This is a genomic window from Tessaracoccus terricola (assembly GCF_054776555.1).
This window is the reverse complement of record NZ_BAAHBS010000001.1, coordinates 81,059-94,302: the sequence shown is the minus strand read 5'-3', so window position 1 is coordinate 94,302 and position 13,244 is coordinate 81,059. Positions and strand designations below refer to the sequence as shown.

Sequence of the window (13,244 nt, the reverse complement as noted above, 5' to 3'; positions counted from 1 at the left end):
GTCGGTGTCGGAGTCCCTGGACCAGCCCGGCACCACAGAGGTCGAGGCCACCACGGCGCCACCCGCTCCCGCGATGGAGAAGGTGGCCGCCGGGGTGGTCCTCGCCTTCGGTGTGCTCATGCTCGTGGGCGCGCGGGGGATCGTGCTGCGCAACGAGACCGGCGGCATCGACCCGCGCTGGTGGCCGACGGTGATCGCGGTCGGGATCATTGGCTGCGGCATCTGGATGCTCGCCAACGCGCTGCTGGGGGTGTCCATCGAGCGTGAGGTGGACCCGTCGCGTCGCAAGGGCTGGGCCCAGATGGTCGCCACAGTGGCGGGCCTCGCCGTCGTCCTGGTGCTTTGGCACCTCGGCGTCACGTTCCTGCTGCTCGGGCCCCTGTTCCTCGTGGTGATCAACTGGATCTACGGCCTGCGGAAGTGGACGTCGCTGCTGCTGTTCCCGGGGATCATCGCCGCCCTGCTGTACCTGGTGTTCCGCCTGCTGCTGAAGGTGCCGCTGTGAACCCCATCATCGAGGGGCTCGCAGCCCTGGCCGAACCGACGGCCATCCTCTGCTTCCTGATCGGGCTCGGGCTGGGGCTGCTGGTGGGTGTGTTCCCCGGCATCACCATCTCCATGGCGGTTGCCCTGGCCACCTCCTTCACCCTGACCCTCGAGCCGGCGCAGGGCCTCGCGATGCTGCTGGCGATCTACGTCTCCGCGCAGTATGGGGACCGCATCCCGTCCATCCTCGTCAACACCCCCGGCACGCCCGCCGCCGTCGCCACCACCCTCGACGGCTACCCGATGGCCCGCAAGGGCCAGGCCGGGCTGGCGCTGTCCATCTCCGCGATCGCCACCACCGTCGGCATCCTGATGTCGATGCTGGTGCTGGTGTTCCTGGCCCAACCCATCGCCGCGTTCGCGCTCCGGTTCGGGCCGTTCGAGATGTTCGCCCTGGTGTGCTTCGGGCTCACCGTCATCATCTCCATCGCGTCGAACTCTCTCGCCAAGGGCATCTTCGCGGGCCTGCTCGGCATCGCACTGGCCATAATGGGGCTGGACCCAATCACCGGCGACGCCCGGTTCGCGTTCGGGCAGGCCGAGCTCACCGGCGGCTTCAACTTCATCGCACTGATCATCGGCCTGTTCGGCATCACCGAGGTGCTGGACCAGATCCTCTCCCACCACGAACACAAGATCCGGCCCATCTCGTCGCTCGGCCGATGGTGGCCGACCAAGGCCGAGCTGAAGCGGGTGGCCAAGCCGATGGCGCAGTCGGGCGGGCTGGGCGTCGTGATCGGCGTCATCCCCGCCGCAGGCGGCGACATCGCCGGTCTGGTGGGCTGGAACCGTGCCAAGGCGATGTCCAAGAAGCCTGAGGAGTTCGGCAAGGGTTCCATCGAGGGCCTGGTCGGCTCCGACACCGCATCGAGCTCCACCCTCGGCGGTGCCGTCACCACCACCTTGTCCCTGGGCATCCCGGGAGACTCCGTGATGGCGATCATGCTCGGCTCGATGATCATCTGGGGAATCCAGCCCGGACCGTCCCTGTTCGAACGGCGGCCCGACATCATCGTGACCATCGTCGCCATCATGCTGCTGGCCACCATCGGCTCCACCATCGTCAGCCTGCTGCGAACCAAGGGCATGACCAAGCTGCTGGACCTGCAGCCGCAGTGGATCTGGGGAATCATCGTCGTGTTCTGCATGGTGGGCACCTACGCCACCACCAACAATGTCCTCACCGCGGTGCAGATGCTCGGCTTCGGCGTCGTCGGACTGCTGTTGCGCCGGGTGGGGATCCCTGCCGGGCCGGTGGTCCTCGGGTTCCTGCTCGGCCCGCTCGCGGAGGCCAACCTGCGCCGCGCGATGCTGATCGGGCAGCCCATTGAGTTCCTCACCAACCGGCCGATCGCCACCGTGCTGCTGGCGCTGGCCCTCGGCTCGCTGTTCTGGCCCATCATCAGCAAGCGGCTGAAGGCCCGCGCCGCCAAGCGCGCCCGGAGTGTCCAGTGACCCTCCTCCTCGAGCCGACGGCGGGGGTCCAGGTGCACGCCAGCACGCTGCTGGTCACAGCATCCGGACACTACGTCGTGGCATGGTTCGCCGGCTCCCACGAGGGCGCCGCGGACAGCACCATCCACGTCCTGTCCTCCGACGACGGCGCGGTCCGGCCGATCGCGCCCCAAGACGCCGTCCCGCACTGGAACCCGGTGCTGGCAGCCGGCCCCGACGGTGCGACCTGGCTGTTCTACAAGCGCGGCCATCGCATCGACGAGTGGACCACCTGGCGCTGCACCAGCACCGACGGCGGGCGAACGTGGAGCCCGCCTGCGGAACTTGTGTCGGGCGACGCCTCCGGCGGCCGGGGACCGGTCCGGCAGGCGCCGGTGCAGGTGGGGGAGCTGTGGGTGGCGCCGGGCTCCGTGGAGGTGTGGGAGCCGCCGCGCTGGGACTGCTTCATGGACGTGAGCGCCGACGCCGGCCGCACCTGGCGGCAGGTGCGCCTCCCGCTGGACCACGACGCCGTGCGCGGCGCCGGCTGCATCCAGCCGACCCTGGTGGCGCTCCCCGACGGCACGCTCGTGACCCTGACCCGAAGCAGCGCCGGTGCCGTGTTCCGGAGCGTGACCAGGGACCCTTGCTCGTGGCCCGGGCTGCGGCCGACGACGCTGCCCAACAACAACAGCGGGATCGCGGCAGTCGGGCTGGCCGACGGCCGCATCGTCGCCTGCCACAACGACGCCACCGATGACTGGGGTGCGCGTTCACGCCTGGTCCTCTCGGTCTCGGACGACGCCGGCGAGACGTGGCGACAGGTGCGGGTGGTGGTGGACGGCGCAGGTGGGGACGCCTCCGCGCCGACGGGGGCGCCCGCCGGGGCCGCGGTCACGGGCGTCGTCACGACCGGGGACGGGGAGTACTCGTACCCGGCGATGCAGGTGGTGGGCGACGAGTTGTGGGTCTCCTACAGCTGGCAGCGTCGGAGCATCGCCCTGGAGCGGATCCGGATCGCGGAGCTCTCCGGCTGACGGCTCCGATTCGGGCGGGCTGGGGTATTGCCGGGCCGGGGAGGGCTGTCTTACCCTGTGGTTCTTGGGCGCAGGGGGTGCCCGTGGACGGAGGCAGTGATGCCCTGTGACGCCAGCGGCATGGCCGAGATCCACCGCTTCTTCAAGTCAGCCTTCGGGGAGGGAGGGGACCTCGTGGCAGGGGTCCGCGACGGCGACGCCGCCCACGCGGACCGGGTGGGTGCCCACCTCGCTGCCGTCTCGAAATCCCTGCACGGTCACCACGAGTACGAGGACGGCAGCTTCTGGGACCCGCTGACCCAGCGGGCGCCGGGATGCGCCCTCCACGTCGCCCGGATGAAGCAGCAGCACGCCGACATGCTCGTCCACCTGGATGCCCTCGATGCTTCGCTCCCGGCGTGGCGACGAAGCGGCAGCGCCTCCGACGCGGCGCCGGTCCTGGGAGCGCTGGCCGGGATCAACGCCGCGCTCGCGGTGCACCTGCCCGACGAGGAGCGCAACGTGGTTCCCGTGATGGCGGAGGCGCTGGAGCAGCGTGAGATGGACGCCGCCTCCGAGCACGGTCGCAAGATCACGCCGAAGGGTTACATGTTCCCGATGCTCGGGCACATCCTGGCGGCGCAGCCCGACGGTGGGGACGAGTGGCTGCGCAAGCACATGCCCATGCCGGTCCGCTGGATCTGGCGGGGTATCGGCAGGCGCAAGTACGAGAGCTACCGGCGGGGGCTGGTGAAGTCGAGCTGACGCTCGGCGCGCTCCGCCCGCGCACCGCTGCGACCCATGGTGAGGCCCGCCACCGCGATGACCAGACCGGCGGCGATGGCCACCGCGAACGCCCCGACCCCGCCGTGCTGCGCGCTCAGCGCACCGCCGACGGCCGCGCCCAGCGAGACACCGATGGTGACCGACGACTGCATGGCCGTCATCGCCACCCCGGTGCCGCCGTGCGGGCTGCGGGACTCGGCGAGCGTGAAGCCGGTCACCATGGTCGGGCCGATGAACAGGCCCGCTCCCAGCAGCGACGCGGCCAGCAGCGGCACGCTGCCCTGGGCGGAGGCGACGGTGATGAACACGGCCATGCCGAGGCCGCCCACCAGCGCGCGGGTCGGGAGTTTTACGGTCTCGGGCACCACAACCACCAGCAGCGCGGTCAGCGCGGATCCCACCCCCATGAGGGCGTAGATCAGGCCGCCCTGGCCGGGCACCCCGAAGAACTCGCTGCGCTCGGTCACGGCGGCCTGGACGGAACCGAAGAAGGTGCCGATGGCTGTCATCACGACGATGGCGCCGGCCACCGCCCACAGCACGCGCCCGATGGAGGGGCGCACCGACGCCGTCGGGCCGGCTCCGAAGTGGGCCTCGTCGGTGGTGCTGGGGGCGGTGAGGGCGAACGGGATGCCCGCGAGGATCACGAGCGCTGCGGCCAACGCCAGCGGGGCGGACGGGACCGCCGCCGAGGCCGCGATTCCCACCAGGGCCGGTCCCAGCACGAACACCAGTTCGTCCACGGTGGACTCGTAGGAGAAGGCGGTGGAGAGGTCACGCGGGTCGGTGGCGGCACCCACCCAGCGGGCGCGGGTGAACGAGCCGATGGGCAGCGACGTGAGCCCCACCGCCAGGCAGGCGAGCCACAGCGCCGGGCCGACCCAGCCGAGCAGCGCCGCCGCCAGCAGCGTCAGAAGGGCCAGGCCGTTCAGCGGTGTCAGCAGGGTGAGGACGAAGCGCTGACCACGTCGGTCCGCCCAGCGGCCGATCAGCGGAGAGGCGACGGCCGTGGCCATGGCGACGATGCTCGTCGCCAGCCCGCCCGTCGCGACGGATCCGGTGGAGGCAGTGATGGCGGTCATCGCGCCCAACGGGATCATCGCGTACGGGGCGCGGGCGGCGACGGCCAGGGCCATCGCCCGTCCCGAAGAGATCCGAGGCAGGACCTTGTAGTGCGCGAGGGCGCGCAGGGGAGAAGTTCGCACGTGGGTGCTTTCGAGTCCGACTTCCCGCCAGGGTCCCGGTGGTCACACACGCCGGGAGCAAGCGGGGGCCCGCGGATCACTCACGCGGACGCCCTCATTCTACGCCTGCTTCCTCGAATCCCGGAAAGCCGTCGCGCAGGGGCTGTGGAGGCCACTGCGACCAAGGCTCGCGACACGCCTCGGGCTCTGCACAGCTGAGCAGGTCGACGGGCGAGTCGTGAGCCTTGGTCACACCCTTCCCCGGAGAGCCGAGGACGACGAGTCCCCGGCACCGTGCGCAGGTGCCGGGGACTCGTCGTGAAGGGGATCCGGGAATCAGTCGTCGAGCGGCTGCCCGGTCCGGTCCTTGGTGAAGGCCAGGGCGATCAGGGAGATGACGCCGAAGGCGATGATGACCAGGCCGATGGGGATGTAGCTGCCATAGGAGGCCAGCAGGGCGGTGGCGATCAGGGGCAGGGGACCGCCGAACAGGGCGGCACCCACCTGGTAGCCGAGGGACACGCCGGTGTAGCGGACGGCGGGCGGGAAGCTCTCGGCGAAGTAGGAGCCGAGGGTGGCGCCGTACAGCGACCAGATGGCGCTGAAGCCGATGACGATGGCGATCAGCGACGTGAACCAGGAACCCTGCTCGAGCAGCCAGAAGTAGGGGATCACGTAGGCCATGGCCAGGACGGTGCCGATGGTGTAGATCTTCTTGCGGCCCACCTTGTCCGAGACGGCGCCGAACAGCACCATCAGCGGCACGGCGATCACGGCGGCGATCAGGACGGCGTTGAGGGCCTCGACCCGCTCGTAGCCCAGGCCGATCATGTGCGAGATCGTGTAGGTGGCGAACAGGAAGAAGGTGCCGGTCTCGATGGCCTTGGCGCCGATCACGATGAAGACCTCGCGGGAGTTCTTCTTGAAGATGGCGGCGATGGGGAGGTTCTCGGTCTTGCGCTCGGAGGTGACCTTCTTGAACGACGGCGTCTCACCGACGGCCTTGCGGATCCACAGGCCGATGACCACGAGGACCACGGAGATCAGGAACGGGATGCGCCAGCCGTAGGACAGGAACGCCTCCTCGGAGAAGATCGACAGGCTGCCGGTCACGGCGAGGTTGCCCAGGGCGAGGCCGATGAGGGCGCCGGTCTGCGGGATGGCGCCGTAGAAGCCGCGCTTCTTGCTGGGGGAGTACTCGACGGCCATCAGCAGGCCACCGCCCCACTCGCCGCCGAGGGCGAGGCCCTGCAGCAGCCGGAGGAACGTGAGGATGATGGGGGCTGCGATCCCGATGGCGGCATAGGTGGGTACCAGGCCGATGCCCACCGTCGTCGCGCCCATCAGGGTCAGCGTCACCACGAGGGTCTTCTTGCGGCCGATCCGGTCACCCATGTGGGAGAACAGGATGCCGCCGACGGGGCGGATCAGGAACGCCAGCGCGAAGGAGGTGAGGGCCAGCAGCTGCTCCACGACGGGGTTGTCCGACGGGAAGAACAGCGGCCCGAACACGATGGCTGACATGGTTCCGTAGAGGAAGTAGTCGTACCACTCGACGATCCCACCGACGGCGCTGCCGGCCAGCGCCCGGTAGCGCTCGCCCTTGGGGATCAGGTCTGACTTGTCCACTGGTGCATCAACTTTGATGGCGGTCATCGGTTTACTTTCTGGTTCGTGAGTCTAGGGGGTGGTGGCCCGCTCAGCGGCGGGCGAGGTCGAGGGCGACGTCGACGATCATGTCCTCCTGGCCGCCGACCATCTTGCGGTTGCCGAGCTCGGTGAGGATGTCGAAGGTGGGGACGCCGTAGCGCTGGGAGGCGCGCTCGGCGTGCAGCAGGAAGCTGGAGTAGACGTTCGCGTAGCCGAGGGCGAGGGTCTCGCGGTCCACGCGGACGGGGCGGGTCTGCAGCGGACGGATGATGTCGTCGGCAGCATCGAGGAGCTTCTTCAGGTCCGCGCCGTGCTCCCAGCCGAGGCGGTTTGCGACGGCGACGAACGCCTCGATGGGGCAGTTGCCGGCGCCTGCGCCCATGCCTGCCAGGCTGGCGTCGACGCGGTAGGCGCCCTCCTCGACGGCGGCGACGGAGTTGGCGACGCTGAGCGAGAGGTTCTCGTGGGCGTGGACGCCGATCTCGGTGGCCGGGTCCAGGACCTCGCGGACGGCGCGGATGCGCTCGGCGTACTCGCGGGTGGTGAGGCCGCCGGAGGAGTCGGTGACGTAGACGCACTGGGCGCCGTAGGACTCCATCAGCTTGGCCTGCTCGGCGATCTTCTCCGCCGGCGCGAGGGCGCTCATCATGAGGAAGCCGGTGGTGTCGAGGCCGAGTTCGCGGGCGGTCGAGATGTGCTGGGCGGAGACGTCGGCCTCGGTGCAGTGCGTGGCGACGCGGACGTAGGTGACGCCCGCGGCGGCCGCGTCCTTGAGCTCGCGGATGGTGCCGATGCCCGGCAGCAGCAGGGTGGCGATGGCGGCATTCTTCGCGACGTCCACCGCGGCCTCGATCAGTTCGAGGTCCGAGTGGCGGCCGAAGCCGTAGGTGACGGTGGAGCCGGACAGGCCGTCGCCGTGGGCCACCTCGATGGAGTCGACGCCGGCGTCGTCGAGCGCGGCGACGACGCGGCGCACGTCGGCGACGGTGTACTGGTGGCCGACGGCGTGGCTGCCGTCGCGCAGGGTGACGTCGGAAACGTAGATCTTCTTGGTCATGGTCAGACTCCAACTGCCTGGTCGAGACGGTCGGCCACGAGCGATGCTGCCCGGGCCGCCGCGGAGGTCATGATGTCGAGGTTCCCGGCGTAGGCGGGCAGGTAGTCGGCTGCGCCCTCCACCTCGAGGAACACGGTGACGCGCAGGCCGGTGAAGTTGCCGACGACGGGGACGTTGGCGTTCTCGACGGCGTCGAACTGGACCTGCTGCTTGAGGCGGTAGCCGGGGACGTACTCGGCCACGGCGTCGACGGTGGCCCGGACGGAGGCGGCGATGGCGTCGCGGTCGGCGTCGTCGACGAGCGCGTAGAGGGTGTCTCGCATGAGCGCCGGCGGTTCGGCCGGGTTGAGGATGATGACGGCCTTGCCATGGGTGGCGCCGCCGACGCTCTTGAGTGCCTCGGCCGTGGTCTCGGTGAACTCGTCGATGTTGGCGCGCGTGCCAGGGCCTGCCGAGCGGCTGCTGTGGCCCGAATGACGCCCGCAGTCGTGCGCACCCTCGACATCCTGGAACTGTTCCTGGACGGTCCGACGGCGTTGTCGATGGCAGACATCGTCGCCCGGACCGGACTGCCCCGATCCTCCGTACACGAACTGCTGCGCACTCTCGTCAGCCGCGGTTACCTGACCAAGGGCGACGAGACCGGACAGTTCACGCTGGGGGTCAAGCTGCTCCACCTCGGCAACGCCTACGCCGAACGCTTCGACCTGCTGGGCGCCGCAACGTGGCCGCCCGGGCGCTCTCCGACGAGCTGAAGGAGACCGCCAGCGTAGGCATCCGGCGCGGCTCCTCCGTGTTCTACCTGGCCAAGATCGAGGCCCGGTCCCTGTTCCAGATCCCGTCCGGCATCGGGCAGAGCCTGCCGGCGAACTGCACCGGCATCGGCAAGGCGGTGCTCAGTGCGCTCAGCGACGTCGAGATCGACGAGCTGTACCCGGACCCGGACAACCTCCCGGTGATGACGGCCAGGAGCCTGCGGACACTTCCCGAACTCCGCGCGGAGCTGGCGGCCACCCGCGAGCGCGGATACGCGCTGGAGGCGGGGGAGTCCACGCCCGGCCTGCACTGCGCGGCCGCGTTGGTGCGCGACGTCGAGGGTGCCGTCGTGGCGGCGATCAGCACCTCGGTGCCGGACGTGCGCTGGGAGAGCCGCCCCGAACACGAGTGGGCGGCGCCGGTCCTCGCTGCTGCGGCGGAACTCTCGACGCAGCTGGGCTACCGCAACCCCTAGTCTGAAGCACGACCCACCGAACAGGAGACCAGCCGTGGCTGCCAACGACGCACAGCTCTACACCGCCTCGACAACCCCTTTCACCGCCACCGGTGACTTCGACCCCGGACTGGTGGACGAGTACCACCGGTGGCTCGAGGCCAGCGGCGTCGACGGGGTGTTCGCCGTCGGCACCACCGGGGAGTTCATCGCGTTGGACGACGACGAGCGCACCGTGGTGATCGCCAACGCCGTGGAGGTGTTCGGCCCGGACCGCGTGATCGCGCACACCGGGGCCACCAACCTGCGGCAGGCCGTCCGGCTCACCGCCGCCGCCCGGGACGTCGGGGCCACCCGGTTCGCCGCCATGACGCCGTTCTTCGAGGTGGCGCACGCCGACGCGTTGGTGGAGTACTACGCGGAGATCGGCCGGGTCGGTGGCGGCCAGACCTATGGCTACCACTTCCCCTCCCGCACCACCGTGCTGCTGCAGCCGGACCAGGTGCGCGACATCACGGCCCGCGCCGGGTTGGTGGGCATCAAGGTGAGTGGCCTGCCCGCCGAGGAGGCCGTTGCCTACGTGGACCCGGATGACCCTGCGTTCGAGGTCTTCACCGGCAACGACGTCACCTTCGCCGAGTGCGTCCGTGGTGGCGCCGTCGGGGCCGTGAGCGGGATGTCTGCGGCCTTCCCGTCGGTGTTCGTCGCGATGCGCGACGCCCTGCGCTCCGGCGACGACGACGCCATCGGTCGCGCCCAGGACGACGTGCAGCACGTGGTCACCGCCTGTGAGGGCGCGAACTTTGCGCTTGTGAAGAAGGCCCTCGACCTGCACGGCGTTCCCGCCGGGCCGGTGCGGGTGGCGCTCGACGAGCCCACCTGTGAGCAGGTCGCGGTGCTGGAGGAGACCTTGGACAGGTTGGGCATCCCCCGGGTCTGAGCTGGCAGTTCGGCGGGGTTCGCTGGCGGTTGGGCGGTGTGCCTGCGCTGGAGCGCAGGCCAACTGGCGGAGCGCAGGCGAAGCCGATGTTGCGGCGTCGGCCAGGCGGCAGCGTCGGCCCCTAGATCCCGAGCAGACAACGCTGTTGGTTGATCGCCCGCCGCACGAGCTTCGCTAGCGCTTCACCGTCGAGCACCAACTTCCAGTCCCAGCGAACCACCCAGTAGCCGGCGTCGCGGATGTCCTGCTCCCGACGCTTCTCCTCCATGATCGCGGTCTCGGGTGTCTTGCCCGGGTGCAGGAGCTCGCCGTACTTCCACTTGCCATCCACCTCGCCCACCAGGCGAAATTCCGGCCAGGCAAAGTCGGTGCGTGCAACCAACCGCCCATCGGCGTTGATGACGGGAAACTGCAGCGTCGGTGTGGGCAAGCCGTACTTCGCGAGCTGGACCCGACTGAGGGATTCTGCCGGGGACTCTGCCGCCGCATCGGCGAACTCAGCGGCCAGACGTGCCCGCGCCCGGCCGTGGAGCCCTTCGTGCCGGGCGACCACTGCCTGCAGCGCCTCGCGTTCAAGCCCCGCCCGGAGTGCGCCGTCGCACACGGCCACGGCCTCCGGGTAGGGCAAGGTGCGGGCCAGATCGAAAGTGCTGCGGGCCAGTGTCGTCACCTGGAGGTCATCGACGGTGGTGACCTCGGCGTCGAGGATTTTCGTGCCGTGCACCCGTAGGTGCTTCCGGGTCGAGCCGTGCCCTCCCGAGCGCCTGATCATGGCCACCTTCCCGAGCTGGTTCCTGGGGGACGGGCAAGCCGTGGACACAGCCTGCGGACTGGTGGCTGAGCACGTTGGTGGGGGCGACGGCGGGGACGGTCGCGCGGATGAGCTGTAGGTGTGCTTCCACGGGGTCGAGCGCGAGGTTGTCGGCGTAGACGCCTCGACGGATGCGGGTCAGTGTCCCCGCCGCCAGCTGCGCCCGGATGTCTGAACCGGTCAGGCCTTGGGCTCGCAGCTGGGCGTTGGTGAAGTGAGTTTGGCTCGGGCGCATGCGGAAGAGCCAACCCGGCATTCGGGGCCGAGTGCAAGGGGTGCCCCGTCAGCTGTGGATAACTCCTGGCGACGGGTGGGCCTGGCGCCGGTGGTTCGCCCGCGCTGCGTCGGTTTTGCTGGCGGTTGGGCGGTTTACCTGCGCTGGAGCGCAGGCGAACTGGCGGAGCGCAGGCGAACCGTTGCAGCATCGGGCCGGCATCCGGATCAGCGACCACCGGCGGCGACTACTCTGCCCACGACATCAGTTGGTGGCGCTCCACACCACTCGGGGCCGGTGGGGTGTTCGCCCTCGAGGTGAACGCCTACCGGGACTACTTCGCCGGCACCGGGGTGCGACGGCGCCAGCCGTCTGAGCGATGCTCACCCCTCCAGCGTCGCGTCGACGAAGTCCGGCTCCGGCGCCCGACGCTGGCCCAGGTGCGCAGCCCACACGCCCAAGCCGATGCCGACGACGTCGGCCACCAGATCTGCCGGGTCGCCGCTGCGGTGCGGGATGAACCGGTACTGCACCAGCTCACTGGTGGGCGCGTGCACCAACAGGGCGACGACCGGCCACCACGCCCGAGTGAGCCGACGGGCCAGGAAGGCCGGCAGGGCGAACAGCCCCACGTGGACCAGCTTGTCCAGTTGGGGGACCGGGAGTTCCGGGAGCGTGGGCTCCGGTGAGCCGGGTGTGTACAGCGCCAACAGGTGCACGGCCACCGCGATACCCAGCAGCCACCCGGTCCACCTCGCACTCACCAGGCCAGTCTCCCACGCCCGGACTACGCCGACGCCAACCCCAGCTCGTTGCCCGGCGACACCCGCCCGTCGGCCAGGTGGATCACGTGGTCGGCGCGGCTGGCGGAGGTGGGGTCGTGGGTGACCTGCACGACGGCGGCGCCGCGGGCGGCGTGGTGCTCGAGCAGTGACTGGATCTGCTGGCGGCTGAGGCTGTCCAGCCCGGTGGCGGGCTCGTCGAGGAGGAGGATGTCGCAGCCGCGGACCATGGCCTGGGCCAGCAGTACCCGCTGGCGCTGGCCACCGGAGAGTTCTGCGAACGGTCGGCCGGCCAGGGCGTGGAGGCCCAGTTGCTCCAGTGCTGCGCGGGTGGCCACGCGACGGTCCTCGCGGCTCCTGCGCGGTGACGTGCGCCCCCACAGTCCCATGTCGACGACGTCGCCGACGGTGAGTGGGAGCAGGTGCGACGCCCGGGTCCGCTGGACGACGAGTGCCACCTCGTCACTCCGGTGCACAGAGCCGGAGCCGGGGCGGCGGACCCCCGCGAGGATCTCGAGCAGGGTGGACTTCCCGGCGCCGTTCGCCCCGGTGATGACGGTGAGTGCTCCCCACGGGATGCTGGTCGTCACGTCGGTGAGGGCTTCGTGGCCCCCGAACGAGTAGGAGACCCTGCGGGCAGTGATGGCCAGGTCGTTTCGCATGGGGACAACCTACCATCAATTGAGAATGGTTCTCGTTATCTGTTAAGTTTCCGAACATGCTCTTCGGACTCCTCGATCCCTTCCGCAGCGACTTCATGCTGAACGCTCTGCTCGGCGGCGCCGTCGTCGCTGTCGTCTGCGCAGTCGTCGGAACCTGGGTGGTCATCCGTGGGATGGCGTTCTTGGGGGAGGCGCTCGGTCACGGCATGCTGCCCGGAGTTGCCCTGGCGACGGTGCTGGGCTGGCCCGTCGTGGTGGGCGGAGCCGTGAGCGCGGTCCTGATGAGCGCGCTGGTGGGCACGGTGCAACGGCGCGGGCGGGTCTCCTACGACACGTCCATCGGCTTGCTCTTCGTGGCGATGCTGTCAGCAGGCGTGATCATCGTTTCCCACTCCCGCAGCTTCGCGACCGATGCGACAGCGTTGCTCTTCGGTGAACTGCTCGCGCTCTCGTCGGTGGACCTGGCCTCGCTGGCAGTCGCGGCTGCTGTCACCGTGGCGCTGGCAGCGGTGTTCCATCGCGGCTTCGTCGCGGCTGCCTTCGACCCACGGGTCGCCCAGACGCTCGGGCTGCGGCCCCAGGTTGCCCAGTTCGTGCTGGTCGGGTTGGTGACGCTGGCCGTGGTGTCGGCCTTCCAGGCCGTGGGCACCCTGCTGGTGGTTGGACTGCTGCTCGCCCCCGCGGTGGCAGCCGGTCCGTGGACCCGCAGCATCCCGACCCGAATGGTCGTGGCCACCGGGTTCGGGATCGCGGCCGTGCTCGTCGGTCTGCTCGTTTCGTGGCACGTCGGCAGCGCCGCCGGGGCCTCCATCACAGCCACGGCGATCCTCCTGGCCATGGCCTCGGGGGTCCTCCACCCGCTCCTGAGACGGGTGCGACTTCCACTCGTCGTCCCACCCGCCCCCGGCCCACTAAGCGCCCACTGACAACCCCACCCCTCCCATGGAAGGTA

The 13,244-nt window shown here is 70.0% G+C and carries 16 protein-coding genes; 8 read left to right on the top strand and 8 right to left on the bottom strand.

Annotated features, from left to right (window positions below):
• The first annotated feature begins 4 nt into the window (after window positions 1–4).
• The 4 genes from ACYU7G_RS00485 (at window position 5) to ACYU7G_RS00470 (ending at window position 3,761) form a co-directional block, all read left to right on the top strand.
• Complete coding sequence (locus ACYU7G_RS00485; protein ID WP_461103644.1) at window positions 5–505, top strand: tripartite tricarboxylate transporter TctB family protein; 501 nt, start codon at window positions 5–7, stop codon at window positions 503–505.
• The gene (locus ACYU7G_RS00480; RefSeq protein ID WP_461103642.1) at window positions 502–2,001 is read left to right on the top strand and encodes a tripartite tricarboxylate transporter permease; all 1,500 of its coding nucleotides are present in this window, start codon (window positions 502–504) and stop codon (window positions 1,999–2,001) included. The genes ACYU7G_RS00485 and ACYU7G_RS00480 overlap by 4 nt, the downstream gene beginning before the upstream one ends.
• Entirely contained in the window at window positions 1,998–3,017 is a 1,020-nt protein-coding gene (locus tag ACYU7G_RS00475; RefSeq protein WP_461103640.1) for an exo-alpha-sialidase, read from the top strand. Before ACYU7G_RS00480 ends, ACYU7G_RS00475 begins: the two co-directional genes overlap by 4 nt.
• Window positions 3,018–3,116: 99 nt before the next feature.
• Window positions 3,117–3,761, top strand: coding sequence for a hemerythrin domain-containing protein (locus ACYU7G_RS00470; RefSeq protein ID WP_461103638.1), 645 nt, complete (start codon window positions 3,117–3,119; stop codon window positions 3,759–3,761).
• Here ACYU7G_RS00470 and ACYU7G_RS00465 read toward each other — a convergent pair.
• The 4 genes from ACYU7G_RS00465 to ACYU7G_RS00450 form a co-directional block, all read right to left on the bottom strand.
• Window positions 3,731–4,987, bottom strand: coding sequence for an MFS transporter (locus ACYU7G_RS00465; protein ID WP_461103636.1), 1,257 nt, complete (start codon window positions 4,985–4,987; stop codon window positions 3,731–3,733). The two genes, ACYU7G_RS00470 and ACYU7G_RS00465, sit on opposite strands and share 31 nt — an antisense overlap.
• Window positions 4,988–5,302: 315 nt before the next feature.
• Complete coding sequence (locus tag ACYU7G_RS00460) at window positions 5,303–6,622, bottom strand: MFS transporter (RefSeq protein WP_461103634.1); 1,320 nt, start codon at window positions 6,620–6,622, stop codon at window positions 5,303–5,305.
• A gap of 43 nt (window positions 6,623–6,665) precedes the next feature.
• Window positions 6,666–7,673, bottom strand: a complete 1,008-nt coding sequence (dmpG, locus tag ACYU7G_RS00455) for a 4-hydroxy-2-oxovalerate aldolase (protein ID WP_461103632.1) — start codon at window positions 7,671–7,673, stop codon at window positions 6,666–6,668.
• Between the two features lie 2 nt (window positions 7,674–7,675).
• Complete coding sequence (locus tag ACYU7G_RS00450; RefSeq protein WP_461103630.1) at window positions 7,676–8,263, bottom strand: hypothetical protein; 588 nt, start codon at window positions 8,261–8,263, stop codon at window positions 7,676–7,678.
• Between ACYU7G_RS00450 and ACYU7G_RS00445 the strand changes: the two genes are divergently transcribed.
• Genes ACYU7G_RS00445 through ACYU7G_RS00435 form a run of 3 tightly spaced genes read left to right on the top strand, consistent with a single transcriptional unit; the run spans window position 8,147 to window position 9,823 of the window.
• On the top strand, window positions 8,147–8,428 hold the full coding sequence (locus tag ACYU7G_RS00445) for a helix-turn-helix domain-containing protein (protein WP_461103628.1): 282 nt from the start codon (window positions 8,147–8,149) through the stop codon (window positions 8,426–8,428). The genes ACYU7G_RS00450 and ACYU7G_RS00445 overlap by 117 nt on opposite strands.
• Window positions 8,398–8,904: an IclR family transcriptional regulator gene (locus ACYU7G_RS00440; protein ID WP_461103626.1), complete on the top strand. Its 507-nt coding sequence runs from the start codon at window positions 8,398–8,400 to the stop codon at window positions 8,902–8,904. Before ACYU7G_RS00445 ends, ACYU7G_RS00440 begins: the two co-directional genes overlap by 31 nt.
• Window positions 8,905–8,938: 34 nt before the next feature.
• Window positions 8,939–9,823, top strand: coding sequence for a dihydrodipicolinate synthase family protein (locus tag ACYU7G_RS00435; protein WP_461103624.1), 885 nt, complete (start codon window positions 8,939–8,941; stop codon window positions 9,821–9,823).
• 121 nt (window positions 9,824–9,944) lie between these two features.
• On the opposite strand, the gene ACYU7G_RS00430 is transcribed toward ACYU7G_RS00435, so the two are convergent.
• The 4 genes from ACYU7G_RS00430 to aztA all read right to left on the bottom strand — a co-directional run bounded on the left by ACYU7G_RS00430 (window position 9,945) and on the right by aztA (window position 12,292).
• Window positions 9,945–10,595, bottom strand: coding sequence for a hypothetical protein (locus ACYU7G_RS00430; RefSeq protein ID WP_461105154.1), 651 nt, complete (start codon window positions 10,593–10,595; stop codon window positions 9,945–9,947).
• Window positions 10,501–10,869, bottom strand: coding sequence for a type IV toxin-antitoxin system AbiEi family antitoxin domain-containing protein (locus tag ACYU7G_RS00425; RefSeq protein WP_461103622.1), 369 nt, complete (start codon window positions 10,867–10,869; stop codon window positions 10,501–10,503). Before ACYU7G_RS00425 ends, ACYU7G_RS00430 begins: the two co-directional genes overlap by 95 nt.
• A 362-nt stretch (window positions 10,870–11,231) precedes the next feature.
• Window positions 11,232–11,612, bottom strand: coding sequence for a VanZ family protein (locus ACYU7G_RS00420; RefSeq protein ID WP_461103620.1), 381 nt, complete (start codon window positions 11,610–11,612; stop codon window positions 11,232–11,234).
• A gap of 23 nt (window positions 11,613–11,635) precedes the next feature.
• Window positions 11,636–12,292 carry a zinc ABC transporter ATP-binding protein AztA gene (gene aztA / locus ACYU7G_RS00415; RefSeq protein ID WP_461103618.1) on the bottom strand — a complete coding sequence of 219 codons (657 nt, stop codon included), beginning with the start codon at window positions 12,290–12,292 and terminating at the stop codon, window positions 11,636–11,638.
• A gap of 56 nt (window positions 12,293–12,348) precedes the next feature.
• Here aztA and aztB point away from each other — a divergent pair, with 56 nt between their 5' ends.
• Window positions 12,349–13,218, top strand: a complete 870-nt coding sequence (aztB, locus tag ACYU7G_RS00410) for a zinc ABC transporter permease AztB (protein WP_461103616.1) — start codon at window positions 12,349–12,351, stop codon at window positions 13,216–13,218.
• Window positions 13,219–13,244: the final 26 nt, after the last annotated feature.

What these genes read in the sequence shown, in the direction of transcription:
- ACYU7G_RS00470 (WP_461103638.1), top strand. Translation starts at nt 3,117, where the DNA reads ATGCCCTGTGACGCCAGCGGCATGGCCGAGATCCACCGCTTCTTCAAG.
- ACYU7G_RS00460 (WP_461103634.1), bottom strand. Translation starts at nt 6,622, where the DNA reads ATGACCGCCATCAAAGTTGATGCACCAGTGGACAAGTCAGACCTGATC.
- dmpG (WP_461103632.1), bottom strand. Translation starts at nt 7,673, where the DNA reads ATGACCAAGAAGATCTACGTTTCCGACGTCACCCTGCGCGACGGCAGC.
- ACYU7G_RS00445 (WP_461103628.1), top strand. Translation starts at nt 8,147, where the DNA reads ATGACGCCCGCAGTCGTGCGCACCCTCGACATCCTGGAACTGTTCCTG.
- ACYU7G_RS00430 (WP_461105154.1), bottom strand. Translation starts at nt 10,595, where the DNA reads ATGATCAGGCGCTCGGGAGGGCACGGCTCGACCCGGAAGCACCTACGG.
- ACYU7G_RS00425 (WP_461103622.1), bottom strand. Translation starts at nt 10,869, where the DNA reads ATGCGCCCGAGCCAAACTCACTTCACCAACGCCCAGCTGCGAGCCCAA.
- aztA (WP_461103618.1), bottom strand. Translation starts at nt 12,292, where the DNA reads ATGCGAAACGACCTGGCCATCACTGCCCGCAGGGTCTCCTACTCGTTC.
- aztB (WP_461103616.1), top strand. Translation starts at nt 12,349, where the DNA reads ATGCTCTTCGGACTCCTCGATCCCTTCCGCAGCGACTTCATGCTGAAC.